Here is a 24,823-nt window from a genome sequence, read left to right on the forward strand (position 1 = left end):
CGAGTCGCGAAGCGCGCATGGTAGGCGCGCTTTCACGGATATGCGCAGACACTGGTTCATGCGCATACGTCAATGTTGACGTTTTATCCTCTCATAGAAAATGCGTAAATAAATTCTAAAAAAATCCTTGATAAGCTTTTAGCCACGTCAATTAATACGATGCGCATAGGATTACGCGGTAATAACTTGCTGTTTGAGTTTTATATGCGGATTCAATCGACATGTCACCGCGCCGGCGCATGGCATTACGGGGTATGACGGGGAATGGCTTTTGGATGATCTGGGCGAGCGCGGTGACTCTGGCGAAATGAACGGGCCTCCGCTTCTTCGCAACGAAATGGCGAAGCGAAGCGAAGGCCCGTGTACTGCATGACAACGTTACGAATGCTCGGCGTGCTCCACGAGCGCCGCTTGCGCGGCAGCCGCTTCGGCAGCGATAACCGCAGGCGACACGATCGCCGGTTGCCCCGCCTGCCCACGCGAACGGCCTGAACTCAGATAATCCGCGATCGAATCCTGCGTGACTTCGCCGATATAACGGCCATCGCCGTCCAGTACCGGCATCCACGACGAATTGAACTGGTACATCTTCGACAGCACGATACGCAGATGCTCGTCGGGATTGACGCTGGCCTTGAACGCGGTGAGATGATCGCCGCACACGCCCTGGCCCGCGCGCGCCGCGCGGCGCGTCACATAGCCGAGCGCCTGCTGGTTGTCGTCGACAATGGTCAGATAGCGATTGTCGCTGTCGTCCATCATCTGGAAGGCGCGTGCCACCGGCATATCGGCGCGCGCGGTGTCCGGCTGCGTGGCGGCGTCGCCGGCCTTCACCAGCAACAGGCGCTTCAGCGTGCTGTCCTGGCCGACGAACGCGCCGACGAACTCGTCGCGCGGACGCGCAAGCAGCGTGTCCGGATGATCGTATTGCACCAGCTGACCGCGGCGGAACACCGCCACGCGGTCGCCCAGTTTGATCGCCTCGTCGATGTCATGACTCACCATGATCACCGTCTTGTTCAGCTGACGCTGCATCTGGAAGAACTCGTTCTGAATCGACTCGCGATTGATCGGGTCGACCGCGCCGAACGGCTCGTCCATCAGCAGCACGGGCGGATCGGCGGCCAATGCGCGAATCACGCCGATGCGCTGCTGCTGCCCGCCCGACAGTTCGCGCGGATAGCGCTTCAAGTATTGCTTCGGATCGAGCGCGACCATCGACATCAGCTCGACGGCGCGCTCGCGGCAGCGCTTCTTGTCCCAGCCGAGCAGACGCGGCACGACCGTGATGTTCTCCTCGATCGTCATGTTCGGGAACAGGCCGATCTGCTGGATCACATAGCCGATGTGCCGGCGCAATTCGACTTCGTTCAGACCTGAGGTGTCCTCGCCGTTGATCAGCACGCGGCCCGAGGTCGGCGTGATCAGACGGTTGATCATCTTCAGCGTAGTGGTCTTGCCGCAACCGGACGGCCCGAGGAACACGCAGATTTCTCCTGCGCCGACGGTGAGGCTCACCGAGTCGACCGCCTTGACCTGCTGGCCGTCCTTCTGCGTAAACGTCTTTGTCAGTTTGTCGAGTTCGATCATGTCTTTTGCACTCCCTTCGGTGTCAGCAGGCGTTGCAGCGCTTGCAGCAGCAGGTCGGCGACGATCGCGAGCAAGCTCACGAGCACCGCGCCCACCAACAGTTTCATCATGTTGCTCTGGCCGATCGCGCGGACGATCAGCGTGCCGAGGCCGCCCGCGCCGATCACCGCGGCGATCGTCATCACGCCGATGTTCATCACCACGGCCGTCCTCACGCCGCCGAGAATCACTGGCACCGCGAGCGGCAAGTCGACGAGGCGCAGCCGTTGCCATACGGTCATGCCGATGCCGATGCCGGCTTCCTTGATGCCGGCGTCGACGTTGCGCAGCGCGAGGTAGGTGTTGCGCATGATCGGCAGCAGCGAATAGAGAAACACGGCGGTGATCGCCGGCACCGCGCCGATGCCCTGGCCGAAGCGCGAGAACACCGGAATCATCAGGCCGAACAGCGCGATCGACGGCAAGGTCAGCACCACGGTGGCGATGCTCAGCAACGGCGCGGCCAGCCACTCGTGGCGATTGATCAGGATCCCCAGGGGAACCCCGACGATGATCGCGCAACCCACCGCGATCCCCACCAGCCACACGTGTTGCGCGGTCAGTTGCAGCAGTTCGGCCCAGTTGGCCGATAGATAGTCGAATACAGTCATAGAAAGGTCTCCGCTCAGGGCAGCTTGTGCGTGCGCAGGAAATCCGCCGCGACTTCGCGCACCGGCTTGCCGTCGATGTCGACCTGCTTGTTCATCTCCAGCATCGCGTCGTTGTTCAGGACGCCGGAGAGCGCGTTCAGTTGCGCCGCGAGCTGCGGGTTCTGGTCGAGAATCGCCTTGCGCACCACCGGCGTGGCGTTGTATGCGGGGAAATAGTGCCGGTCGTCTTCGAGCGGCACGATGTCGAAGCCCTTCACGCGGCCGTCCGTCGTGTAGATCAGACCGATCGGCACCTGGTTGTTATGCAACGCGGTGTAGACGAGACCGGGGTCCATCTGACGCGTTTCCGCGCGGCTGAACTCCATGCCGTAGGCGGCTTCGAGCGGCTTCAGGCCATCGGCACGATTGGCGAACTCCGCATCCATCGCGAACACGTGCTTCTTTTTCGGCTCGGCCGCGAGCTTCGCGGCGAGTTGCGAAATCGTGCGAATGCCGGTTTGCTGCGCCAACTGCTGCGGCAAGCCAAGCGCGTAGGTGTCGTTCAGCGGTGACGCGTCGAGCCAGACGAGGCCCCGTTTCGCGTCGAGTTCCTTCACGCGCTCGTACATCGTCTTCGCGTCCAGCTTCTCGGTGATCTTGTTGTAGACGAGCGCGGCCGTGCCCGTGTATTCCCAGACCACGTCGATCTGGCCGTTCTCCTGCGCACTGCGCATGAGCGTGCTGCCGAGCCCCGCGCGCGCGTCGATCGTGTAGCCCTTCGAGCTCAGGTATTGCGACGTGATCTCAGTAAGAACGTACTGCTCAGTGAAATTTTTTCCACCGACGACGAGCGTCGATGCGCCCGCGTGCAAGCTCGCGACGAGCAATGCACCCGTGGCGATCCAGCGGCTGTGTTTGAACAGATTCATCATGCCGTCACCCCGCGTCGTGCGAGCAGGTAGCGGCTGCCGGCCGAAACGATGCCGTCGAGAACCAGCGCGAGAATCGCGGTCGCCGCGGCGCCGAGCAGAAGCTGCTGCTGATTGTTCAGGTAGATGCCGGGGAAAATCAGCGTGCCGAGACTGTCCGCGCCGATCAGATACGCGAGCGGTGCGCTGCCCACGTTGATCGCGAGCGCGGTACGCACGCCGCCGATGATGATCGGCATTGCGTTGGGCAGCTCGACGCGCAGCAGCGATTGCCACCCGGTCATGCCGATGCCGCGCGCCGCCTCACGCAGCGCGGGCGACACATTCTTCATGCCTTCGTAGGCGTTGCGCGTGATCGGCAGCAAGGAGGCGAGGAACAGCGCCACGAGCGCCGGAATATCGCCGATGCCGAAGATGCCGAGCGCGATGGCCAGTACAGCAAGCGACGGGATAGTGTTGCCGATGTTGAAGATCTGCATGAAGCGTTCGGCGTGACGCGCGAACGATGGACGGCTCAGCAAAATGCCGGCCGGTATGCCGACCAGCAGGGCGAGGGCCATCGAGTAGCCGACCAGCAGCAGGTGCCGTTTCGTGTAGTAGACGAGATCGGGCGCGTATTGCTGCAATGCGCCGGGGTCGATCGCGTGGCTGAGCAAAGCGACGACCAAGCCGATGGCTACAAGACTGCCGATCAGTCTGGCAGGACGATGAATCATGAAGATGCGCCTCCTTGTTCGGGCGACGCGCAGAAACAGCCGCGCCGCACAGGCGTCGTAACGACGCTGCGAATGGGAAGTTCGGGACGCGGCAGGTGCCGCGAGTTGAACCGAGTGATGCCGGGACTGTGTGGTTTGCCCGGCGCGAGGGCGGTGCGATGAACTGCTCGTGCCCTCGGTGGCTAACCAGTCAGCAAAACTGGCGCCAGATCCTTCGATGAGGTGGACAGCGGCGCTGGGTCGCTTGTCCGACGGGGGTTTGGGAGCCCCTCGGAATGCAGGTCTTTTACCGGCGATGGGCTGGATGCAAGGTGGCACTCATTTGCATTCAACCCCTTCTAACTTAGCCTATTTGGCTGCGATTTTGCGGTTAGGGAGCAAGGATTATACGGGCGGACAGGGCGTTCGTCTACCCATGTGGTTAATTTATGGGCAGCCGGGCAGCCCGTGGGCGGGAGAATCGGCTCCCGGAAACGCTCACCATTGCAGTTTTTTGTGCGCGGGCGGCTCCCGGAAATCCTCACCTGAAACAGCCGCCGCATACGATTCTTCGTGGTTGCGTGTTGCGTCAGGCGACGCCGGCGGAGATGTGCTGCATCAAGATTTCGCCAGCGTTCGCCGCGTAAAAATCCGCCGCGTCAAATCGAACGCCACCAGATTGCCGGCCACTACCAGCAACAGTCCGACCACCGCCAACGCGGACCACCGGTAACCTTCGAATACCGTCGATGCCGCCAGCGCCACGATCGGAAACAGCACCGTGCAATACGCGGCCCGTTCGGGGCCCATGCGGCCGACGAGCATCAGATACGCGGTAAAGCCGATCACCGAGCCGAACACCGCGAGATACGCGAGCGCGCCGAGATAACGTACCGATGGCTCGACCGCGAACGAAAAGCCCGCCACAAGGCTGCCGAGCGTCAGGATGCTGGCGCCGATCAGCATCGCCCAGCTATTGGTGACAAACGGGTGCAAGCCCATCGACTGCATCCGGCTCGACAACAGGCTGCCGGTGGAGAAACACAGGGTGCCGAGAAACGCGATTCCGAGTCCGATCAACTCAGTGCGATCGCCGAGGTGTCCCGCCATCTGCTGAACGAAGAGACACAGAATACCGACGAGGCCCAGCAATGCGCCGGCAATCGCCGTGGGTTGCAGTGGCCGGCCCATGAAGAGGCGTCCGTTGATCGAGTTCAGCAGCGGTGCGCTGGAAAACACCACGGCCACCAGCCCGCTCGGCACCGTCTGCTCGGCGTAGTAAAAGCATAGGAAGTTCAGGCAGAAGAGCGTGAAGCCTTGCGCGAACAGAAAGCGCCACGCGGCGCGCGGCGGCCAGATCGGGCGGCGCATGATGCGCAGCAGCGCGAACAGCAACAGCGCCGCGATCCAGAAGCGCCACGCAATCGACACCGGCGGCGGCACCGCGCCGAGTTGCCATTTGATCGCGAGCCACGTGGTGCCCCAGATCAGAACAGTGGTGACATAAAGCAGAAGATTCATAGTCGAGGTTGCGGCAGCAGAGTCGGAAGCTCGACTGTGCGGCCGCGCGAGCCGCCGCACTTGTCCAGGCTTGCGCACTTTTTCGCGCCGATGATCCGCCGCACAGGCGCGCACGTATACTCGTGGTCATCCAGCCATCGAAGCCGTTTGCCCTTTTGCCGTGAACGCCAGCCCGCCCGTCCTCGTGATGCCCGCTACCGAAACGCCGTTCGGCCTTCAGTCGGTGTGTCACACGCTGAGCAGCGCGGACGCGCATCTGGACCGCTTCGCGTGGCTCGGCGACGGGCTCGCGATCGCGCTATGGACGCGCGACACGAAAGAAACCGAGACCGTCTACGAGCGGCCCGGCCATCACACGCTGTCGTGTTATCTGGATGGCGGCTATCGCACCGAGCGTCAGAAAATGCCGGGCCACTATGGCGCGCCGTCGCGGCTTTGCGCGCTGCCTGGCGAACACGAATCGCGCTGGTGGGTGCGCGGCTACATGCACTTCATGCATCTGTACTTCCTACCCGAGCACTTCACGCAGCGCGCCGTGCAGGAACTCGACCGCGAACCGCGCGAACTGACGCTCGCCGATCGCACCTATTTCGAAGACGCCCGCATCGCCAGCTTGTGCCAAACGCTCGTCAACGAAGAGTGGCAGAGTCCCGACGGTCTGCTGCGCACCAACGAAACAGCGCATGAAGTGCTGAGCCTGCTGCTGCGCGCGCAAGGCGTGCGCCGCACGGACGTGTCGTTGAAAGGCGGTTTGTCGGTGGCGACGCGGCGGCGTCTGCGCGATTACATCGAAAGCCATCTCGCGCAGCCGTTCACGCTCGGCGAGCTGGCCGGCGTCGCGGCGTTGTCGGAGTTTCATCTTGCGCGCATGTTCCGCGAGTCGTTCGGCCTGCCGCCCGCCGCGTGGATCGCGCAGCAGCGGCTCGAACGCGCGCGCACGCTGTTGCGCACGACGACGCTGCCTCTCGCGCAAGTCGCCGAACAATGCGGCTATGCGAACGCCAGCCATTTCAGCCATCGCTTTCGCAAGAGTGTCGGCGTGGCGCCCACGGTGTTCCGGCAGATCGTCGGCGTTTGAGCGCGGCTGGCGTCGCCAGCGTGATTATTGCAACGCCATCGCCAGCACGCGCGCCACGTGGATCGCGTCGACACCCGCGCCATCGTGGATCTGATGCCGGCAACTGGTGCCGTCGGCCACCATCACTGTATTGCCGTCGATCTTGCGCACTGCCGGCAGCAGCGACAGTTCCGCCATCGCCTGCGAAGTCGCATAGTGCTCGGCTTCGTAACCGAAGCTGCCCGCCATTCCGCAGCACGACGATTCCACCGTCGATACCTTCAGCTCGGGAATCCACTTCAGCACGGTCTGCACGGGCGTGAAGGCGTCGAACGCCTTCTGATGGCAATGACCATGCACCAGCGCCTCGCGCGCGGCCAACGGCTTCAACGCAATCTGCAAGCGGCCGGCCTTTTCCTCGCGCACCAGAAACTCCTCGAATAGAAACGCGTGCTGCGAGAGCCGCTGCGCTTCTTCGCCGAAGCCATAGTGCAGAAACTCGTCGCGCAACGACAGCAGACACGACGGCTCCAACCCGACCACCGGCACGCCCCGTTCGACGAACGGTTTGAACAGATCGAGCATGCGCCGCGCTTCCTGCTTCGCTTCATCGACCAGACCCGCCGCGAGGAAGGTGCGGCCGCAGCACACTGGGCGCTCGCCCTGGCGCACGTTGAAGTGCACCGTGTAGCCTGCAGCCTCCAGCACCTGCTGCGCGGCGCGCGCGTTATCCGGCTCCATGTTGTTGTTGAAAGTGTCGACGAACAGCAGCACTTCTTTCAACGCGCCGTTTCGAGCCGCTTTGCGAGGCGCCGCGCCCGACAGAAACGACTTCCTGAAGCGCGGCAAACTCCGCTCGGGCGCGAAGCCCACGGACCGCTTGAACCACGCCGATAACACCGGCACGTTATCGGCCAGCGCCATCAGACCCGGCATGCGGCTCGCGGCGGCGGCATAGCGTGGCATGAACGCGACCAGCCGGTCACGCAGACGCAGGCCATGTCGCTTGACGCGCGCCGCGCGCGCCTCGATCTTGAACTTCGCCATGTCGATGCCGGTCGGGCAATCGCGCTTGCAACCCTTGCACGACACGCATAGATCGAGCGTGTCCTTGACGTCGTCGCTCGCGAGACCCGCTTCGCCGAGCTGACCGGAGATGGCGAGGCGCAACGTGTTCGCGCGGCCACGCGTGACGTGCTGCTCGTCTTTCGTCACGCGATAGCTCGGGCACATCGTGCCCGCGTCGAATTTGCGGCAGTGGCCGTTGTTGTTACACATCTCCACGGCCTTCGCGAGACCATTTGACAGATCGTTGCCGCTGCCCGGCAAGGTCTCCTGTCCGGTCAGCGGATCGCGCTCGACGTTCCATGCCGACCAGTCGAGCGCCGTATCGATGCGATGCGCCTTGTAGCCCGGCGCAAAGCGGAAATTACGCGTGTCGTCCATCTTCGGCGGACGCACCATCTTGTCGGGATTGAAGCGATTGTCAGGATCGAACAGCGCCTTGATCTCGCTGAACGCCTGGTTCAGCCGCGGCCCGTATTGCCACGCGACCCATTCGCCGCGGCACAGCCCGTCGCCGTGCTCGCCCGAATACGCGCCCTTGTATTCGCGCACCAGCGCCGCCGCTTCATCGGCGATCGCGCGCATCTTCACCGCGCCGTCACGCCGCATGTCGAGAATCGGCCGCACGTGCAGCGTGCCGACGCTCGCATGCGCGTACCAGGTGCCCTCGGTGCCGTGCCGATGGAACACCTCGGTCAGACGGCTCGTGTAGTCGGCCAGATGTTCGAGCGGCACCGCGCAATCTTCGATGAAGGACACCGGCTTGCCGTCACCCTTCATGCTCATCATGATGTTGAGCCCGGCTTTGCGGACTTCCCATAACGCTTTCTGCTCGTTCGCGTCCGTCATCTCGACGACCGAACCAGGCAAGCCCAGGTCGGCCATCAGTTCCGTGAGCTGCCGGAGCGACGCAAGCTGCGCGTCGCGGTCCTCGCCCGCGAATTCCACCAGCAGGATCGCTTGCGGCTCGCCGACCAGCGCGCGGCCGATCACCGGACGGAACGCGGGATTGCTCATCGCCAGATCGATCATCGTGCGATCGACGAGTTCCACCGCCACCGGCTTCAGCTTGACGATGTGCTGCGTCAGTTCCATCGATTGCCGGAACGTCGGAAAGTTGACCACGCCGAGCGTTTTATGCACGGGCAGCGGCGCGAGCTTCAGCGTCAACTGCCGGCTGAACGCGAGCGTGCCTTCCGAGCCGACCAGCAGATGCGCGAGATTCGCGATGCCGTCGTCCGTATAAGCGCGCGGGTTCTGGCAATCGAACAGGTCGATGTTGTAGCCCGCCACGCGCCGCAAGACCTTCGGCACACGTGCGACGATTTCATCGCGCTCGCGTTGCGCGATGCGCGTCACGCCGTCGAGAATCTGCTGCACGCGCGCGCCTTGTGGCGTCTCGCGCAGCGACGCGAAGCGCGCTTCGCTGCCGTCGGCGAGAATCGCGTCGATCGCCTCGACGTTGTGCACCATGTTGCCGTATTCGATCGAGCGAGAGCCGCACGAGTTGTTGCCGGCCATCCCGCCGATCGTGCACTGCGCCGCCGTCGACACGTCCACCGGAAACCACAGGCCGTGCGGCTTGAGCCACGCGTTCAGATGATCCAGCACGACGCCTGGCTCGACCGTCACGGTGCGCGCTTCGGCATCGAACGCGACGATGTTGTTCAGCCACTTGCTCGTGTCGATCACCAACGCTTCGCCGACCGTCTGGCCGCATTGGCTCGTGCCCGCGCCGCGCGCGAGCAGCGGCACTTTCTCGCTGCGGGCGATCTCCAGCGCGATGCGCAGATCCTCCTGATCGCGCGGCACCACTACGCCGACCGGCATGATCTGATAGATCGACGCGTCGGTTGCGTAACGGCCGCGGCTCGCCGCATCGAACAGCACGTCGCCGCGCAGCGACTTGCGCAGATGCTGCGCGAGCGGACTCGTCAGGCGCGCGGCAGAAGGAACCAGATGAATCGGCTTGACGAGTAAAGCGGAAGTGGGGTTCGTCATATCGTCGGCTTGTGGGAAAGCTGGGGAGCTGAAAAGCAGGCGAAGCCGCTCAGTACAACGTCACGCTGACCGGCGCGAGTCCTTCGATGCGCCCGCTTGCCGTGCCCGCCTTGCGCGGAAAAAACATCCCGGTGTACGACCCCGCGGTCACGATCATTTCCGGCGTCACCGCGATACCGCGCGAACTCGCGTGATTGACGAGCCACGTCAGCAAGCGCCGCGGATCGCCGGCGGGATTTGCGGGCGCGGTTTCGACCACGTCGCGTCCGTCGAAACTGAAATGCAAAGACGGCGCGACGAACGGAAAGTCCTCGCGATACGGGATGAACTCGCCCACGATCAGCGCGCCGTGATTCTGCAAGTCCGCGAGTTGCGCGAGCTTGTCGATGTCGGGCCACGCGGCATAGCGGCTCGCAACGACTTCAATGGTCGCACCGATCGAACCGATGGCCGCCTTCACTTCGTCTTCGCTATAAGGCGTCGTGGACGGCTCGAAGCGGCGGCCAAAGCGAAACGCGATTTCCAGTTCGAGCCCGAGCGGAGCGAAGCCGTCACGCGACAAACGCGTGCCATCTGCGTGCAGGTCGACATGGGGCAACGGCGCGCCCTGGATCGGGCCGCTCGCGGACTTCGCGCCGATCTTCCAACCGCCGATCCGCGCGCCGGACGCGCTCAGGATCTCGTGCTGGATTGCGTAGGCCGCGCGGGCGTCGGCGGGTACCTGCTCCGGCGGCAACGTGCCGAGCGTGACGCGGTCGCGGCGTGCGTCGGCAAGGCGCCGGCTGAGGGATGAGGTCATGTCTTCAATCGCGAACAGTGAGTGAACAGTGGATTGCGCTTACACGCCCATGCTGGTGGAGACGTGTGCGTTGTCCGCAGTATCGAGCGCGAACTTGCTTTCCGGCTGCATGCGGAACGCGAGCACCACGCCGACGCCCATTAACAGAATGCTGCCGACGAACGGCAAATCCCAGTTGCCGAAGTAGTCGATCAGAAAACCGCCGACCACTGGCGAGATGATCGCGGCCAGCGCCGAGCCGGTGTTCATCATGCCGCTCGCGGTGCCCGCGAATTCCGGCGCGATGTCCATCGGAATCGCCCACATCGGGGCGATCGTCATTTCGGCGAAGAAGAAACCCGACGCGAGACACGCAATCGACAGATACAGGCTGTGCGTGAACATCAGCGGAATCAGCGAGAGCAGGCAGAACAGCATGCAGACGGACACCATCCAGCTGCGCGCGCGTTTCAGGCTGCCGGTGCGCTTGAAGATCCAGTCGGTCACGATGCCGCCGAGCGTATCGCCGAGCACGCCGGCGAAGAACACCACCGACGCGAAGATCGCCGACTTCTGCAATTGCAGATGATGGTTGCGCAGGAAGTACAGCGGAATCCAGCTCAGGAACAGCCACAGCGTCCAGCCGTAGCAGAAGTACACGATCGTGACCGGCGCCATGCGGCGAAACAGTTTGCTCCACGGTACGCCAGCCGCTTTCGGCTTCGGCGTGGGCAACGCCGCGAGTTCTTCAGTCGTGATGCGCGGATGATCTTTCGGATGCTCGGTGAAGGTGACCGCCCACACGGCGACCCACAACAGGCTGAGCACACCGCAGATGTAAAACGATTCGCGCCAGCCCCAGGTCGCCATCACCAGCACGATCAGCGCGGGCGCGATCGCATTGCCGATGCGCGACGCCGCATGCGTGATGCCCTGCGCGAAGCCGCGGTTTTCCTTCGCGACCCAGCGCGACATCGCGGACGTCGCGGCGGGAAACGTGGCGCCCTCGCCGAAGCCGAGCAGCACGCGCGCGGCCAGCAGGGACGCGAGGCCGCCGGCGAGACCGGTCAGCACGGTGGCTACACCCCAGATCGCGCCGCACCACAGCAGCGTGCGTTTCGCGCCGAAGCGGTCGCTCACCCAGCCGCCCACCACCTGAAAGACCAGATACGGATACGCGAAGGCCGAGAACACCAGGCCGACCTGCGTATGCGAGAGCTGGAATTCCTTGCCGAAGCCCGCGGCCGCGGTGCTGACGTTTACGCGGTCGAGGTAGGTGATGAAGTACATGATGCACAGCATCACTAACACGATACTGGGCGCGCTGGTCAAACGAAACCGCTTCATCGTCTCTCTCCATTGCATGTGTCGACGGCGCGCCGGGGATGGCGCGCTGCGTCGTTGACCGGCAGCGGCACACGTCGCTGCGGACTTCTTGCATGTTGTTCGGCCCGCGTTCTGTGCGCGGCTTTTTTAGTCTCGAGGGAAGTGCTCACCGCCTTCCCTTTCCGCCTGCTGCTTGTTGCTTATCTATTGCCTGTTCGTTTTAAGGCTGACGGCGCGGCGCTTGCGGCCCGCGCCGTGCCATTGCGCGCGGCGCGCTTCAGGCTGCGGCTTTCAGACTCGAGGCCTTGGCCGGCTGGCTCAACCACTCCATAGCGGCAGGCAAGCCGCTTTCCTTGAGCGGCACACCTGCGAGACGCAGACCCATTTCGCAACCGGCCAGCGTGGCGAGCAGCATCAGATCGTTGCAATCGCCCAGGTGGCCAATGCGGAACATGCGGCCTTTCATCTTGCCGAGACCCGTGCCGAGCGACATGTCGAAGCGTTCGTAGATGACTTTGCGCACCGCGTCGGCATCGACGCCGTCGGGCATCATCACGCCGGTCAGCACCGGGCTATACACGGCCGGGTCCGCGCACTGGATCTCCAGGCCCCACGCGCGCACCGCGCGGCGGGTCGCTTCGGCCAGACGCTCGTGACGGGCGAAGACGTTGTCGAGCCCTTCGCCGAGAATCATCTCCAGCGCTTCGTGCAAGCCGTAGAGCAGATTCGTGTTCGGCGTGTACGGCCAGTAGCCGGTCTTGTTCATCTCGACGATTTCGCTCCAGTCCCAGAAGCTGCGCGGCAGTTTCGCGTGCTTGCTGGCGGCCATCGCTTTCGGCGAGATCGCGTTGAAGCTGATGCCCGGCGGCAACATCAAACCCTTTTGCGAGCCCGACACGGTCACGTCGACGCCCCATTCGTCGTGGCGATAGTCGGCGCATGCGAGACCCGAGATCGTATCGACCAGCAGCAGAGCCGGATGGCCCGCCGCGTCGATCGCGCGGCGCACGGCGGCGATATCCGACGTGACGCCGGTCGATGTTTCGTTGTGCACGACGCACACCGCCTTGATCGCGTGTTGCGGGTCGGCGCGCAGACGCTCTTCGAGCATCTGCGGCTGCACCCCGCGCCGCCAGCCTTCGATGCCGGGCAAGCCGAGAAACTCAGGCTTGAGGCCAAGGCTTTCCGCCATCTTTTTCCACAGCGTCGCGAAATGGCCGGTCTCGAACATCAGCACCTGATCGCCGGGGCTCAGCGTGTTGGACAGCGCGGCTTCCCACGCACCCGTGCCGGACGCCGGATAAATCACCACGGGTTGCTGTGTCTTGAAGATCTTCTTGATGCCGTCGAGCACCTTCAGACCGAGTTCGCCAAACTCCGGGCCGCGATGGTCGATGGTCGGATAGCTCATCGCCCGGAGGATGCGGTCGGGCACCGGGCTCGGACCCGGAATCTGCAGAAAGTGACGTCCAGCGGGATGAAAGTCTAGCTTGAGCATTGGGCTCCTCCAATTGAATTTTGCATGCAAAAAACTATATCAGACGAAACCCGACGCTCCCAAGTCGAAATTGGCGTCCGCAGACCGGTGTTTACCCTTGCTATTAACTAATCTTTCAGCTTCCGATAAAATCCCAATTCATGCGAGATGAGGGTTTTTGTATGCAAAATTCGGATTTCAATCCGGGTGTCACCGCGTCCCCGCTGATGCCGAAAGTCGAGCGCCAGCGCCTGCACGACACGGTGGTGGAGCACATCCGCCGCTTTATCGTCGAAGGGGCGCTGGAGCCGGGCAAGAAACTGAACGAGCGGGAGCTGTGCGAAACGCTCGGCATTTCGCGCACGCCGCTGCGCGAGGCGCTGAAGGTGCTGGCCGCGGAAGGGCTGATCGAGATTTCGCCGAATCGGGGCGCGTCGGTGTCGAAGATGTCTGAGGCGGAGTTGCGCGAGACCTTCGAATTGATGAGCGGTCTCGAAGCGTTTTCCGGTGAGCTGGCGGCGGAGCGCATGACCGCCGCCGAGCTTGCCGAGATCAAGGCGCTGCATTACGCGATGCTCGCGTGCCGCACGCAAAACGATCTGCCTGGGTACTACAGCCGCAACCAGGCGATCCACGACAAGATCAATGAGGCAGCGCGCAATTCAGCGCTGCGGCAGACTTATATCGCGGTGAACCGGCGCTTGCAGGCGCTCAGGTTCCGCTCGAACTTTCAGACTCCCAAGTGGGACAGTGCGATCCACGATCACGACGAGATGCTGAAGGCGCTCGAAGCGCGCGACGGCAAAAAGCTGAGTGCGATTCTCCGGCAGCATCTGCTCGACAAGCGCGATGCGGTTTTGCAGGTGCAGTCGCAGGAAGCGGCGGCGGCTTCGCCGTTGAAGACTTAAGCCACCTAAAGGTGTTTTGCGTTCGGCGTCGAGATGGCTGGCGCCGTCCGAACGCCCGCGCCGAAGGCAAAAACTTGTCCACCTAAAATGTTCGCAAGCCTGTGGACAACATTCGCATATCCGAGCCAAGTGGTTGATGCAGCAGAAGTATATGCTTGCGGTTGATGTGTAGGCACGGGGGGTTGTTACGTGGTCCTTCATGCTGCGGAGCTCGTTTAGCAAGGACGCCATACGAGCCGCGGCCGACCCAACTTCCAGTTGTCCACATAATTTGGGCACAAGCCTGTGGACAACCTGCGCACAGCCCGGCCAAGTGATTGATGCCACAAGGCTATCTACCACCGGCTCAGTCGCGGGCAGCCTCCGGCGCATCGTTTTTCCGAATGCCGACAGGCCGCCCACACCTATTCAAACCACGCTCACTGCACCACTTCCTTCCGCCGCAGCGACTCCGGCAATCCGTACAACACGATCAACGCGCAAACCACGCTCATCGCGCCGATCACATACAGCGCCGGCGTGGTGCTCCCGGTCAGATCCATCACACGCCCCACCATGACCGGGCTGACGATCCCGCCAAGCTGTCCCAGCGTATTGATCAACGCGATCCCGCCAGCCGCGCCGGCGCCCGCCAGGAGCTTGGGCGGCAGCGCCCAGAAGGCCGGAATCGACGCCACCACGCCCGCGCCCATCACGGCCAGCGCGACGACCAGCAAGCCGGTCTGCTTGTCGAAGAACCCCGCGGCAAAGAAGCCGATCGCCGACATCACCAGCAAGCCGAACACGAACTTGCGCCGCTCGCCGGTTGCGTCGGACAGGCGTCCCACCACCACCATGCAGATCGCGCCGCACACGTAAGGCACCGCTGTCAGCAAGCCGATGAAGGTCGGGTTGTGAGTGCCCGACACGCGAATCAGATGCGGCGCCCAGAAATTCAACCCGTACGACGCCACCTGAATCAGGAAATAAACCAGTCCCAGGGTGAGAAAGCCGGGTGTCCTGATGGCCCCCATCAACGAACGCCCCACGTCTTGATGACGGCTCTGCTGCGCAATCTGCCCCGCCAGAAAAGTCTTCTCCGACGACGACAGCCAGCCCGCGTCCTCGATACGATCCTTCAGCAGCTTCAACACCATGATCCCGAGCGCGACACAGGGCAAGCCGCCGAGCAGAAACAGCCAGTGCCAGCCCGGCATCCCCAGCACGCCGTTCATGTGCCCGATCACGAGGCCCGCGAGCGGCGCGCCGACCAGGCCCGAGAACGCGGACGCGAGAAACAGCATCGACGTGATGCGCCCGCGATAGCTCGGCGGAAACCACAGCGTCAGGTAGTACAGCACGCCGGGCGCAAAGCCCGCTTCCATCGCGCCGATCACGAAACGCAGTCCGTAGAACTGCCATTCGTTGCTGACGAACACCATGGCCGCTGTCGCGAGGCCCCACGAAATCATGATCCGCGCGATCCAGCGCCGCGCGCCGACCTTGTACAGAAACAGATTGCTCGGCACTTCGAACAGCACATAGCCGATCACGAACAGACTCGCGCCCAGACCATACGCGGTATCGGACAAGCCGAGATCGCTCTGCAACTGGAACTTCGCGAAGCTGATGTTGATGCGGTCGAAGAACGCGAACAGATAGCAGATCATGATGAGCGGCATCACCCGCCACGCAACTTTACGGATGATGGCCGCGACATCGTCCGCGCTATGCTCACGGCTGTCGCTTGCGACTGCGCCCAGGTCACTCATGCTTGTCTCCAATGCCGGAAACGGTGATGCCGTCCGGTCGTTTAATCAGTTAAAGGTGCGGGGTTGGTCAGATCTGTAGAACGTATTCAGGTACCGGATGCAGGTCGCAATTGCGGCCTGCCTTCGCCAGTTGCCCCGGCACGTCGTGGCCGAGCAAACCGGGCAAGCCGCGCGACAGCGCGATGAGCTTTTCCAGATCGATCGCGGTGGGGATGCCCATCTCGTCGCACAGATTCACGAGGTCTTCCGTGCAGATGTTGCCGGATGCGCCCGGCGCGAACGGGCAGCCGCCCAAGCCGCCCAGCGCCGCATCGAAGCGGCGCGCGCCGGCTTCGTAGGCGGCCAGCACGTTGGCGAGGCCCAGCCCGCGCGTGTTGTGAAAGTGCAGCGTGAGCGCCTCGGCCGGCAAGCGTTCGAGCACGCGCGTCACCAGCCGCGCCACCTGGCGCGGGCTTGCCATGCCGGTCGTGTCGGCGAGCGTGACGCCCTCGATGCCCATCTCGCGATACGTATCGACAATGCCGACCACACGGTCTTCGTTGATGCGCCCTTCGAACGGACAGCCGAACGCGGTCGCCACCGTCGCGTTCAGCAGCACGCCCGAACCCTTGACGTGCCGCACGATGTCGTCGAACGCCAGCAGCGAGGACTCGCAACTCATGCGCATGTTGGCGCGGTTGTGGGTCTGGCTCGCGGACATCACGAGGTTCAGTTCGTCGGCGTGCGCGGCGAGTGCGCGCTCGGCGCCCTTCAGGTTCGGCACCAGCGCGACGTAGATCACGCCGGGGTGGCGCTCGATCTGCTGGAACACGGCCTCGCCGTCGCGCAATGCCGGAATCGCTTTCGGCGACACGAACGAGCCGGCCTCGATACGCGTGAAACCCGCGGTGGATAGCGCGTCGATCAGCGCGATCTTGTCGGCGGTCTCGACCCACGTAGGTTCGATCTGCAAGCCGTCGCGCGGGGACACTTCCTGCACGATCAGTTTGTCGGATGGGGTGTCGTTGACGGCGCTCATTGCACGGCTCCTTCGCGGCGCAGCCGCTCGATGTCTTCGTTGGCGAATCCGAGTTCGGCTAGCACGCTGCCGGTGTGCTCGCCGAGCGACGGCCCTTGCCAGCGCACTTCGCCCGGCGTGTCCGAAAGCTTCGGCACGATGCCCGGCATCTTCACCGACGCGCCGCCCGGCAATTGCGCTTGCAGCAACATATCGCGCGCCTGGTAGTGCGGATCGGCGACGATATCGGCCACCGAATAGATGCGGCCCGCCGGCACCTCGGCGCGTTCGAGCGCGGCCAGCACTTCGTCGATTGCGTGATGCGAGGTCCATGCGCTGATCGCCTGATCGAGCAGCGCGCAGTGCTTCACGCGGCCGTCGTTGTGCGCGAGCGCGGGGTCGTCGGCGAGATCGGGGCGGCCAATCAGATACATGAGGCGCTTGAAGATCGGATCGCTGTTGCCAGCGATCACGACATAGCCGTCGTCTTCGGTGCGATACGTGTTCGACGGCGCAATGCCCGGCAACGCGCCGCCGCTGCGCTCGCGCACATGGCCGAGCAGATCGTATTCCGGCACGAGGCTTTCCATCAGATTGAACACGCTCTCGACCAGCGACACGTCGACCACCTGGCCTTCGCCCTGGCCCGTCTTCACGCGCAGCAGCGACATCAGCGCGCCGATCACGCCATGCAGCGAAGCGAGCGAATCGCCGAGACTCACGCCGACGCGCGCCGGCGCGCCGTCCACTTCGCCGGTCGTATAGCGGATCCCGCCCATCGCTTCGCCGATCGCGCCGAAGCCCGGCCGGTCGCGATACGGGCCGGACTGGCCATAGCCGGAGATGCGGACCATCGTCAGTTTGGGGTTGATCGCGTGCAGCACGTCCCAGCCGAGGCCGAGCTTTTCGAGCGCGCCGGGACGCAGATTTTCGATCACCACGTCGGCTTCGGCGGCGAGCCGCTTGACGATTTCGACGCCGTCAGCGGACTTCAGATTCACGCACACGGACTTCTTGTTGCGCGACTGCAGATACCACCAGAGCGAGGTGCCTTCGTGCAGCTTGCGCCATTTGCGAAGGGGGTCGCCGGTTTCGGGCGCTTCGATCTTGACGACGTCGGCGCCGAACTCGGCCATGAGGCGCGCGGCAAACGGCGCGGCGATGAGGGTTCCGATCTCGACGACGCGAATACCCTGAAGGGGTCCACCCATGATGCTGTCTCCGAAGCTGGTTTCGTGTTGGGAGACAGCTTAGGAGCGGCGCGGCGGCGGCGTCCAACCGCAATTCGCCAACGACCGTTCGCGAACGGCGAACGCTCAGCGCCTGGCGGCGGCCGGCGGGGCTTGGGGGGATGCGTTGGCGGCTTCGGCGGCTTCCGCTGCCTCGATCGAACGCAGGTGGTCGAACAGCAGGCGGCTCACCGGCGAAAGCGCATCGACGTCGCGCACCACCAGCACGAGGCTGCGCTCGGACCAATCGTCCTCGAGCGGCGTGCCGACCAGTCCGAGCGGCGCACCCAGCAGCTGAAACACCTTGCGCGGCAGCACGCCGACACCCATGCCGGCTTGCACCATCCGGCACACCGCGTCGAAACCCGGCACATGGATGCGCAAGCGCAGCGGCTTGCCGGCCTGGCGCGCGGCGAGGTGAGTGCGAGCGTTGATCGAACTCGCGGCATGCAGGCCGACGTGATCGCCGTCCAGGGTTTCGGCGAAGGCGATACTGGCGCGCCCCGCCAACGGATGATCGTCGCGCATCACGAGCACCAGCGAGTCGTGCCGGTAGTGCGTGACGTGCAGGTCGTGTGTGTCGGCGTCGCCGGAACAGATGCCGAGATCGACGAGGCTATCGTCGACGGCTTCGACCACGCCGCCGCTCGGCCGCTCTTCGAGGTCGAGCTTGACGCGCTCGTGCTGCAACTGGAACGCGCGCAAATCCTCAGGTAGAAATTCGACGATCGCCGACAGATTGGCCATCATTCGCACGTAGCCGCGCACGCCGCTTGCATGGCCGGCCAGTTCAATGCCGATGTTCTCGATGTCGCGCATCACGCGCCGCGCGTGATGCAGCAGCGTTTCACCGGCCGGCGTCAGCGTCATGCCGCGCGCATTGCGCTGAAACAGCGTCGCGCCGACCGCCTGTTCGAGTTCGAGCAGACGCTTGCTCGCGGCGGACACGGCAATCGCCTCGCGCTCGGCGGCACGCGTGAGCGTGCCTTCTTCGTAGACGGCGAGAAAGAGCTGGAGCGTGGTGAGGTCGAGCCTTCGGAGAAGGTTTTTGATTACCATGGCGGGGCGCCGCGTTGTGTGCGATCCATCTATTCTGACGCCAGATGCGCAAAACTGGGCGACGCCCTGTCAATCGCTCAATCCTTCCACGCCGAGCCGAGAGTCATCGTCCAAAAATTCTCGCGATGGTAATGCGGGTCTTTCAGCGCCAGCACATCCGCCTTCACGTTGCCGAAGATCGTCTCCGGTTTGTGAATCGTGCCGTGTGCGAGCAGTTCGGAATCGTACTTCAACTGTTCGTGTGCACCGGCCAGCGAGCCGAATAGAAAGACGCGCCGCGATTGGTAATACAGCAGTCGGGTTCCGGTATCGTGCACGCGTTGCGTGGCCCCAGGCGCCATCATGCTGTCTGGAATCCGAATGCCTGCGATCATGGTCATGTGACGTGCCCCGTGACGGATTCGGATGAACGGGACGCGCTATCCTCGCGACTTCAAACCGCGTTTGGTATGCTGGTCTACGGCGCTCTTCATGCGGTTCAGGCCGCGCGTCAGATGAAGTCCAGTATTGGTCAACGCGTCGCCACGGACCGCCGATCGCTGCCAAACGCACCGCGTCGACCGCTGCGACGCGCGGATTCCGTCCCTCGTCAAAGGAAGTGTTTCGATGCCCACTGTCGCGATCGCGATCTTCCCCGGCGTGCAAGCGCTCGATGTCGCCGGTCCCGTCGATGTCTTTTCCGAAGCCAACCTGTTCATTGCGCGTGAGCAGCACTACGAGGTCAAACTGCTCAGCGCCGAGTCCGTGCCGCTGCGCGCGTCGAATGGTATGACGCTGGTCGCCGACGCCACCTTCGGCGACGCGCGCGAGCCCTTCGATCTCGCGCTGGTCGCGGGCGGCCCCGCGCTCCCCGACAACCACGCGCCCGATGCGCGCCTGCTCGACTGGCTGACGAACGTCGCCGCGCGCTGCGGCCGCTACGGCTCGATCTGCACCGGCGCGTTCGCGCTCGGCCACGCGGGCTTGCTCGACGCGCACAACGTCACGACGCACTGGCAACATGCGGCTCAACTGGCCGCGCAATTTCCACACGCGCGTGTCGATTTCGATCGCATCTATCTACGCGACGGGCCACTCGTCACGTCGGCGGGCGTGACGGCCGGCATTGATCTGTCGCTCGCGCTGGTCGCAGCGGATCACGGTCCGCACACCGCGCTGGCCGTCGCCAAGCGGCTGGTGGTGTTCGCGCAGCGCCAGGGCGGCCAGTCGCAATTCAGCCCCTACCTTACGGCGCCCTCCGACGACACCTCGCCGGTCGCCAAAGTGCAGGCGCACGTCATGGAACGGATCAGCGAGAGCTTCACCGTGACGCAACTGGCCGATGTCGCGGGCATGAGCGCACGAAACTTCGCGCGCGTGTTCGTGCAGGAGACAGGCGTGACCCCGCACGAATTCATCGAGCGTGCGCGCGTGGATGCGGCGCGCAAGCTGCTCGAAAGCAGCGGCGCGGCCCTCAAGGCCGTTGCATACGATTGCGGCTTCGGCACCGCGGACCGCATGCGCATCGTGTTCAGCAAGCGGATCGGCGTGACGCCGATGCAGTATCGCGAGCGCTTTCGCTCGACCTGAAAGCGCTGCGCGGGCAAACGTGGATGAGAGCGCCGCTGCGCGCATGAAATGCTGCGTGAGAAAATGACGGCCTTCGCAAGCCAACGCTCACAAGGACCGACATGATTTCCACTTCCCCGATTCGCGCGATCGTCACCGGCCACACGCGCGGCCTGGGCGCGGCACTCTCCGAACAACTGCTCGCGCGCAATGTTGCGGTGCTGGGCTTGTCCCGCTCGCGTCATGCGACGCTCAACACGCGCTTCCCGGCCCAGTTCCAGGAAATCGAACTGGAACTGGCCGACCCCACGCGCGTAGCGCAATGGATCGCGACCGATGCGCTGCGCTCATTCGTCAGCGGCGCGCAAACGGTCGTGCTGTTCAACAACGCGGGGATGGTGCAGCCCATTGGGCCGATCGAAGGGCAGGACGCGGCGGCCATCGCGAGCGCGGTGAGCCTGAACGTGGCCACGCCGCTGATGCTAGCAAGCGCGCTCGCCAGCGCCGCCGCCGATGCGAGCGACCGGCGCATCGTGCACATTTCGAGCGGTGCGGCCCGCAACGCGTACGCTGGCTGGAGCATCTACTGCGCGACGAAGGCCGCGCTCGATCATCACGCGCACGCCGTCTCGCTCGACGCGAATCGCGCGCTGCGTATTTGCAGTCTCGCGCCGGGCGTGATCGATACGAACATGCAGGCGGAGATTCGCGGCAGCGGCGAAGAGCAGTTCCCGATGCGCGCGAAATTCGAAGACCTCAAGCGCAACGGGCAGTTGTCGTCGCCGGAACAGTGCGCGGCTCAACTGATCGACTACGCGCTTGGCGATGCGTTCGGACAGACGCCGGTGGCCGACATTCGCGAGATCGCAAAGCCTGTGTGATGGTCGTGGAGGCGCTATCGGCGGCTCCCGAAAAGCCTCACCTTTGACACGAAGCGGTGCGGGTTCGGCGCAAGGCATCCACCGGATAACTCCCGAAAACGCTCACCTTTCGAGCTTGGGGGCACAGCGCAAAGGCATGCTGGGCTTGGCGCAGAAGGTTCGGAATGGGCTACTCCCGCAAACCCTCACCTTTAGCACTGGCGGGGTAGTCTGCATACCCAGGTAAGAGCTTGCAGGTTGGCGTGGTTCGCGCGTTGAAGAAAGTGCGCGGGTGATGAGCCGCGCGCAGATGCGGTAGCCGACGCAATCGCGTAACTCGCGTGCGTTGCGCTGTCTGTGTGCTGGACCACGTTACAGCGGGTCATGTGAGCCGTGAGCAAGCACGTACGTGTGCAAGATCGTCGCCGGCATGTCCGAAGGCGAAGGGTGAGGCGCAACGAAGCATACGCACTCACGTATCGCTCATCGCGACTACGCTCCCGAATGTCCTCACCTTTTGCGCAAACAGACTGCTGCGCAAGCGCGGCCGCGCTCATTGCCTCGATCGATTTACCCCTGAAATTAAGGGGTTTCGACAAACATCGCGCCACGCAACCGCACTTTGAAAACGTCTCGCGTGCCACTCCCGAAAACCCTCACCTTTCCCGTGCCGAGCCGCGCCACGCCTGAGCCCGCTTAGCCCGCCAGCTTACGGAACGTTTCCAGCACTGCATCGCCCTTGAACGGCTTGACGATCCAGCCTTTGACACCCGCCGCCTTGCCGCGCTCCTTCATCGCCGGACTGCTCTCGGTCGTCAGCATGATGACGTTGACGGTCTTGTTCGCCAGCTCGCCGCGAATCTTCTCGACCATCGTCAAGCCGTCCATGTTCGGCATGTTGACATCGCTGATCACCAGCTTGATGCCGGGACTGGCCTTCAGTTTGGCGAGACCGTCCTTGCCGTCCACCGCCGTATCGACATCCAGACCGTTCTTCTTCAGAAAGCCGGCCACTTCGTCGCGCACCGTGCTCGAATCATCCACCACCAGAATTTTCGACATGTTGTTTCCTTTGACACTACTCAGAACAGATCCAGTTCGCCTGCCGCGACCATCGCGCCGACATCGCCCGTGACTTCCGTGAAGTCTTCCGGCGACCAGTTCAGGCTGAACACGAAACGTTGATGCAACCTGACCGCGCGGCCCGACTGCGGGTCTCTCAGCCAGTACATGAAGCACAGTTGCGGATTGCCGCTGCCGAACGAGATGTACTTATGCTTGTGATTCACCAGCAGCGGCACTTGCACATCACTGCGTTGCCACGCGTGCGCATCGCCGGCATAGCGGTTCTTGAACGAGCCCCACACGAGGTTCGTCACTTCGCCGAGCACGCTATTCAGATCGCGGAAATCCGCCTCGCCGTCCGGCGCGTTGCCGGTCATCCGGTAACGGTCGAGCAGTTCAAGAATCGGCGCCTCTTCGGCCTGCATCGTCATGTAGCCCCTGCACCATGCGCTTTCCAGCGGAATCAGGCTGAACACTTCGCCGAAGATGATGCGGTCGCGCACGATATATGGCGTGTCGCACGTGATGGTTAGATCCTTGAACACGTCGCCGAGAATCGCCTGGGTCATTTCGGCGATGCCGCGCACCAGCGCGTTCGGATAGTCGAGGCTGAAGATGTATTCATCGATCACGCGGCGCAACGGCGCCATATCGTGCGCGACGTAAGCCGCGCAGATCACGCGACGCAGGCTCTCAGGCAGGCCGTCCATGCTCGGGTCATGGTCCCGCCGCATGATGATCGGCAACTCGGGACGCACTGCGTTGATCCTGACCGCAAGTTCGGCGCTGGCCTCGGGCGAGCCGCCATAACTCTCGGCGAACAGAACCGCGCCGAGATCGATGTTCGAGCGCAGTACCGACGGCAAGCGGTTCTTGCCCACTTTCACGCCGACCAGATGGTTCTCGTCGCAAAATCGCTTCAGCGCTTCTTTGTGCACCGGGCAGTCGTCCAGCACCAGCACCTTGCTGACCGGTTCGTCGAGGTTCATTTCGCTTTCCTGCTCATTTTCCTGCTCATTTTCCTGATTACGGCGGCGATCGCTGCCGCGCTCAAAACATTTCCAGCTCGCCGCTGGCTTCTTCGACGGCGCTCGTGTCCGCAACGAAGTCGAGCGGCGCATGCGTGCACACGCACACGGTCGCGGCAAGCCGCACCGCACCGTTGAGGACGACCGAATACGACGACACGAGCGCCGGTTTCAATTCATGCAGATGCGGCAGGCAACGCGCGTTCAACACATACGGCGTCGACATGCCGAGGTCCGGGAAATAGCGCAGCAGTTCCTGGTTCATCGCACCGCAGCACAGGTTGCAGATTTCCAGAAATGCTTCCTGAAAGGGCTGTTCGTCGCCGTCGTTCAGGTAGTAGCCGCGCGTGGTGTCGTCTTCGTCGAAATGCAGAATCAGCAATAGCCGGAACACGATCGACGAAATGGTCAACACGACCACCCGCGAGTCGCGGCTGGCGTCGGCCTGCGCAATCGGCACGATCTCGCACAGGTCGCCGGCAGCCACCGGCAGACGCGCTTGCGCCGCCTTGCGGAAGATGCGATCGAAGCTGTCCTTCGCGTGGGCCGAGATCACATCGGCACCTCATCGAGCTGCGCACGAAACCGGTTGGCGAGCGATTCGACGCTGGCAAGCGACGCCGCGATCATCTTGCCGCCCGCCTGGATGTCCTGGAACGTGGACGTGGTGGTCAAGTCATTGCGGTGCAGGCTGTCGCGATAGCTCTTCGACAATTCTTCGGAACGCGCGGCGAGCGCGCGCACTTCGCTTGCCACCACCGCGAAGCCGCGACCTGCCGGACCCGCGCGCGCCGCTTCGATCGACGCGTTCAGCGACACGATCACCACATGCCGCACGATCGACGACAACTCCTGATTCTTCGCGTGCATGTCGTGGTTCTGTGTCATCAGCGAAATCATCTGCTCGTGCCAGCGCTCGAACGTCGCGCCGAGATGCTTCAGACGCGTGGCTTCGGCGGCGATCTGCCGCGCCTGATTCGTCCACTGTTCGCGGGCGTCGTTCAGGGCGTCGAGCGTTGCGCGCAGTTCGGCGGCGCTGGCCGATTGCTGCATCAACTCATCGCGCAATTGCGCGGTCAACGCGTGCAGCGTTTGCTCCGCCTGCTCCCGTTCACGCAGCGCTTCCTGATGAGCCGCGTGTTCCGCTTCGAGCGTGTTGATTTGCGCTTGCGCTTCGGCGCGCAGCCGTGCCGTTAGCTTCGCGCTGTGCAGCTTGTGCGCGGTCCATGCCAGCAGCGCGGTCAATGCGCCGCCAATCAGTGCCGCCAATAAGTACTGTTGAATCACAACCATTCCTTGCGAAGTCCGTC

The 24,823-nt window shown here is 63.5% G+C and carries 22 protein-coding genes; 4 read left to right on the forward strand and 18 right to left on the reverse strand.

Annotated elements, in window-relative coordinates:
- Positions 1 to 378: 378 nt before the first annotated feature.
- From FVF58_RS14695 to FVF58_RS14715, 5 genes are all read right to left on the reverse strand, one after another.
- Positions 379 to 1,590 carry an osmoprotectant ABC transporter ATP-binding protein OsmV gene (locus tag FVF58_RS14695; protein WP_149670633.1) on the reverse strand — a complete coding sequence of 404 codons (1,212 nt, stop codon included), beginning with the start codon at positions 1,588 to 1,590 and terminating at the stop codon, positions 379 to 381.
- The gene (locus FVF58_RS14700; RefSeq protein ID WP_149670634.1) at positions 1,587 to 2,240 is read right to left on the reverse strand and encodes an ABC transporter permease; all 654 of its coding nucleotides are present in this window, start codon (positions 2,238 to 2,240) and stop codon (positions 1,587 to 1,589) included. Before FVF58_RS14700 ends, FVF58_RS14695 begins: the two co-directional genes overlap by 4 nt.
- A gap of 14 nt (positions 2,241 to 2,254) precedes the next feature.
- On the reverse strand, positions 2,255 to 3,151 hold the full coding sequence (locus FVF58_RS14705; RefSeq protein WP_149670635.1) for a glycine betaine ABC transporter substrate-binding protein: 897 nt from the start codon (positions 3,149 to 3,151) through the stop codon (positions 2,255 to 2,257).
- Positions 3,148 to 3,864: an ABC transporter permease gene (locus FVF58_RS14710; RefSeq protein WP_149670636.1), complete on the reverse strand. Its 717-nt coding sequence runs from the start codon at positions 3,862 to 3,864 to the stop codon at positions 3,148 to 3,150. Before FVF58_RS14710 ends, FVF58_RS14705 begins: the two co-directional genes overlap by 4 nt.
- Positions 3,865 to 4,461: 597 nt before the next feature.
- Entirely contained in the window at positions 4,462 to 5,364 is a 903-nt protein-coding gene (locus FVF58_RS14715) for a DMT family transporter (protein ID WP_149670637.1), read from the reverse strand.
- 187 nt (positions 5,365 to 5,551) lie between these two features.
- Here FVF58_RS14715 and FVF58_RS14720 point away from each other — a divergent pair, with 187 nt between their 5' ends.
- Positions 5,552 to 6,442 carry an AraC family transcriptional regulator gene (locus FVF58_RS14720; protein WP_188130826.1) on the forward strand — a complete coding sequence of 297 codons (891 nt, stop codon included), beginning with the start codon at positions 5,552 to 5,554 and terminating at the stop codon, positions 6,440 to 6,442.
- Between the two features lie 24 nt (positions 6,443 to 6,466).
- Here FVF58_RS14720 and FVF58_RS14725 read toward each other — a convergent pair whose 3' ends face one another.
- From FVF58_RS14725 to FVF58_RS14740, 4 genes are all read right to left on the reverse strand, one after another.
- Positions 6,467 to 9,487, reverse strand: a complete 3,021-nt coding sequence (locus FVF58_RS14725) for an FAD-binding and (Fe-S)-binding domain-containing protein (RefSeq protein ID WP_149670639.1) — start codon at positions 9,485 to 9,487, stop codon at positions 6,467 to 6,469.
- A gap of 49 nt (positions 9,488 to 9,536) precedes the next feature.
- The gene (locus FVF58_RS14730; RefSeq protein WP_149670640.1) at positions 9,537 to 10,286 is read right to left on the reverse strand and encodes a 2-keto-4-pentenoate hydratase; all 750 of its coding nucleotides are present in this window, start codon (positions 10,284 to 10,286) and stop codon (positions 9,537 to 9,539) included.
- A gap of 39 nt (positions 10,287 to 10,325) precedes the next feature.
- Positions 10,326 to 11,612: an MFS transporter gene (locus FVF58_RS14735; RefSeq protein ID WP_149670641.1), complete on the reverse strand. Its 1,287-nt coding sequence runs from the start codon at positions 11,610 to 11,612 to the stop codon at positions 10,326 to 10,328.
- Positions 11,613 to 11,868: 256 nt separating this feature from the next.
- Positions 11,869 to 13,089, reverse strand: a complete 1,221-nt coding sequence (locus FVF58_RS14740; RefSeq protein ID WP_149670642.1) for a pyridoxal-phosphate-dependent aminotransferase family protein — start codon at positions 13,087 to 13,089, stop codon at positions 11,869 to 11,871.
- 161 nt (positions 13,090 to 13,250) lie between these two features.
- On the opposite strand from FVF58_RS14740, the gene FVF58_RS14745 reads away from it, so the two are divergent.
- Positions 13,251 to 13,976 (forward strand): GntR family transcriptional regulator, encoded by a 726-nt coding sequence (locus FVF58_RS14745; protein WP_149670643.1) that lies wholly within the window; start codon positions 13,251 to 13,253, stop codon positions 13,974 to 13,976.
- A 419-nt stretch (positions 13,977 to 14,395) separates the two neighbouring features.
- Here the strand turns inward: FVF58_RS14745 and FVF58_RS14750 are convergent, their stop codons facing one another.
- From FVF58_RS14750 to FVF58_RS14770, 5 genes are all read right to left on the reverse strand, one after another.
- Positions 14,396 to 15,727, reverse strand: a complete 1,332-nt coding sequence (locus tag FVF58_RS14750) for an MFS transporter (RefSeq protein ID WP_149670644.1) — start codon at positions 15,725 to 15,727, stop codon at positions 14,396 to 14,398.
- Positions 15,728 to 15,794: 67 nt separating this feature from the next.
- On the reverse strand, positions 15,795 to 16,745 hold the full coding sequence (locus FVF58_RS14755) for a hydroxymethylglutaryl-CoA lyase (RefSeq protein ID WP_149670645.1): 951 nt from the start codon (positions 16,743 to 16,745) through the stop codon (positions 15,795 to 15,797).
- Positions 16,742 to 17,935 (reverse strand): CaiB/BaiF CoA transferase family protein, encoded by a 1,194-nt coding sequence (locus FVF58_RS14760; RefSeq protein WP_149670646.1) that lies wholly within the window; start codon positions 17,933 to 17,935, stop codon positions 16,742 to 16,744. Before FVF58_RS14760 ends, FVF58_RS14755 begins: the two co-directional genes overlap by 4 nt.
- 105 nt (positions 17,936 to 18,040) lie before the next feature.
- Positions 18,041 to 19,012: a LysR family transcriptional regulator gene (locus FVF58_RS14765; protein ID WP_149670647.1), complete on the reverse strand. Its 972-nt coding sequence runs from the start codon at positions 19,010 to 19,012 to the stop codon at positions 18,041 to 18,043.
- Between the two features lie 77 nt (positions 19,013 to 19,089).
- On the reverse strand, positions 19,090 to 19,392 hold the full coding sequence (locus tag FVF58_RS14770; protein ID WP_149670648.1) for a hypothetical protein: 303 nt from the start codon (positions 19,390 to 19,392) through the stop codon (positions 19,090 to 19,092).
- 226 nt (positions 19,393 to 19,618) lie between these two features.
- On the opposite strand from FVF58_RS14770, the gene FVF58_RS14775 reads away from it, so the two are divergent.
- Both FVF58_RS14775 and FVF58_RS14780 read left to right on the forward strand, forming a co-directional pair.
- Positions 19,619 to 20,581 carry a GlxA family transcriptional regulator gene (locus FVF58_RS14775; RefSeq protein ID WP_149670649.1) on the forward strand — a complete coding sequence of 321 codons (963 nt, stop codon included), beginning with the start codon at positions 19,619 to 19,621 and terminating at the stop codon, positions 20,579 to 20,581.
- Positions 20,582 to 20,682: 101 nt separating this feature from the next.
- Positions 20,683 to 21,441 carry an SDR family oxidoreductase gene (locus tag FVF58_RS14780; protein WP_149670650.1) on the forward strand — a complete coding sequence of 253 codons (759 nt, stop codon included), beginning with the start codon at positions 20,683 to 20,685 and terminating at the stop codon, positions 21,439 to 21,441.
- Positions 21,442 to 22,116: 675 nt separating this feature from the next.
- Here FVF58_RS14780 and FVF58_RS14785 read toward each other — a convergent pair.
- The 4 genes from FVF58_RS14785 to FVF58_RS14800 all read right to left on the reverse strand — a co-directional run bounded on the left by FVF58_RS14785 (position 22,117) and on the right by FVF58_RS14800 (position 24,800).
- Entirely contained in the window at positions 22,117 to 22,482 is a 366-nt protein-coding gene (locus FVF58_RS14785) for a response regulator (RefSeq protein WP_011490379.1), read from the reverse strand.
- 20 nt (positions 22,483 to 22,502) lie between these two features.
- Positions 22,503 to 23,474: a chemotaxis protein CheX gene (locus FVF58_RS14790; RefSeq protein ID WP_149670651.1), complete on the reverse strand. Its 972-nt coding sequence runs from the start codon at positions 23,472 to 23,474 to the stop codon at positions 22,503 to 22,505.
- Positions 23,475 to 23,535: 61 nt separating this feature from the next.
- Positions 23,536 to 24,069 carry a hypothetical protein gene (locus FVF58_RS14795; RefSeq protein WP_149670652.1) on the reverse strand — a complete coding sequence of 178 codons (534 nt, stop codon included), beginning with the start codon at positions 24,067 to 24,069 and terminating at the stop codon, positions 23,536 to 23,538.
- Positions 24,066 to 24,800, reverse strand: a complete 735-nt coding sequence (locus FVF58_RS14800) for a methyl-accepting chemotaxis protein (protein WP_223191149.1) — start codon at positions 24,798 to 24,800, stop codon at positions 24,066 to 24,068. The genes FVF58_RS14795 and FVF58_RS14800 overlap by 4 nt, the downstream gene beginning before the upstream one ends.
- Positions 24,801 to 24,823 lie beyond the last annotated feature (23 nt).

This window comes from Paraburkholderia panacisoli (genome assembly GCF_008369935.1).
In the GTDB taxonomy this organism is placed as follows: domain Bacteria; phylum Pseudomonadota; class Gammaproteobacteria; order Burkholderiales; family Burkholderiaceae; genus Paraburkholderia; species Paraburkholderia panacisoli.

What these genes read in the sequence shown, in the direction of transcription:
- FVF58_RS14720 (WP_188130826.1), top strand. Translation starts at nt 5,552, where the DNA reads ATGCCCGCTACCGAAACGCCGTTCGGCCTTCAGTCGGTGTGTCACACG.
- FVF58_RS14755 (WP_149670645.1), bottom strand. Translation starts at nt 16,745, where the DNA reads ATGAGCGCCGTCAACGACACCCCATCCGACAAACTGATCGTGCAGGAA.
- FVF58_RS14760 (WP_149670646.1), bottom strand. Translation starts at nt 17,935, where the DNA reads ATGGGTGGACCCCTTCAGGGTATTCGCGTCGTCGAGATCGGAACCCTC.
- FVF58_RS14730 (WP_149670640.1), bottom strand. Translation starts at nt 10,286, where the DNA reads ATGACCTCATCCCTCAGCCGGCGCCTTGCCGACGCACGCCGCGACCGC.
- FVF58_RS14715 (WP_149670637.1), bottom strand. Translation starts at nt 5,364, where the DNA reads ATGAATCTTCTGCTTTATGTCACCACTGTTCTGATCTGGGGCACCACG.
- FVF58_RS14745 (WP_149670643.1), top strand. Translation starts at nt 13,251, where the DNA reads ATGCAAAATTCGGATTTCAATCCGGGTGTCACCGCGTCCCCGCTGATG.
- FVF58_RS14785 (WP_011490379.1), bottom strand. Translation starts at nt 22,482, where the DNA reads ATGTCGAAAATTCTGGTGGTGGATGATTCGAGCACGGTGCGCGACGAA.
- FVF58_RS14775 (WP_149670649.1), top strand. Translation starts at nt 19,619, where the DNA reads ATGCCCACTGTCGCGATCGCGATCTTCCCCGGCGTGCAAGCGCTCGAT.
- FVF58_RS14725 (WP_149670639.1), bottom strand. Translation starts at nt 9,487, where the DNA reads ATGACGAACCCCACTTCCGCTTTACTCGTCAAGCCGATTCATCTGGTT.
- FVF58_RS14710 (WP_149670636.1), bottom strand. Translation starts at nt 3,864, where the DNA reads ATGATTCATCGTCCTGCCAGACTGATCGGCAGTCTTGTAGCCATCGGC.
- FVF58_RS14740 (WP_149670642.1), bottom strand. Translation starts at nt 13,089, where the DNA reads ATGCTCAAGCTAGACTTTCATCCCGCTGGACGTCACTTTCTGCAGATT.
- FVF58_RS14780 (WP_149670650.1), top strand. Translation starts at nt 20,683, where the DNA reads ATGATTTCCACTTCCCCGATTCGCGCGATCGTCACCGGCCACACGCGC.
- FVF58_RS14770 (WP_149670648.1), bottom strand. Translation starts at nt 19,392, where the DNA reads ATGACCATGATCGCAGGCATTCGGATTCCAGACAGCATGATGGCGCCT.
- FVF58_RS14735 (WP_149670641.1), bottom strand. Translation starts at nt 11,612, where the DNA reads ATGAAGCGGTTTCGTTTGACCAGCGCGCCCAGTATCGTGTTAGTGATG.
- FVF58_RS14765 (WP_149670647.1), bottom strand. Translation starts at nt 19,012, where the DNA reads ATGGTAATCAAAAACCTTCTCCGAAGGCTCGACCTCACCACGCTCCAG.
- FVF58_RS14790 (WP_149670651.1), bottom strand. Translation starts at nt 23,474, where the DNA reads ATGAACCTCGACGAACCGGTCAGCAAGGTGCTGGTGCTGGACGACTGC.
- FVF58_RS14700 (WP_149670634.1), bottom strand. Translation starts at nt 2,240, where the DNA reads ATGACTGTATTCGACTATCTATCGGCCAACTGGGCCGAACTGCTGCAA.
- FVF58_RS14695 (WP_149670633.1), bottom strand. Translation starts at nt 1,590, where the DNA reads ATGATCGAACTCGACAAACTGACAAAGACGTTTACGCAGAAGGACGGC.
- FVF58_RS14750 (WP_149670644.1), bottom strand. Translation starts at nt 15,727, where the DNA reads ATGAGTGACCTGGGCGCAGTCGCAAGCGACAGCCGTGAGCATAGCGCG.
- FVF58_RS14705 (WP_149670635.1), bottom strand. Translation starts at nt 3,151, where the DNA reads ATGATGAATCTGTTCAAACACAGCCGCTGGATCGCCACGGGTGCATTG.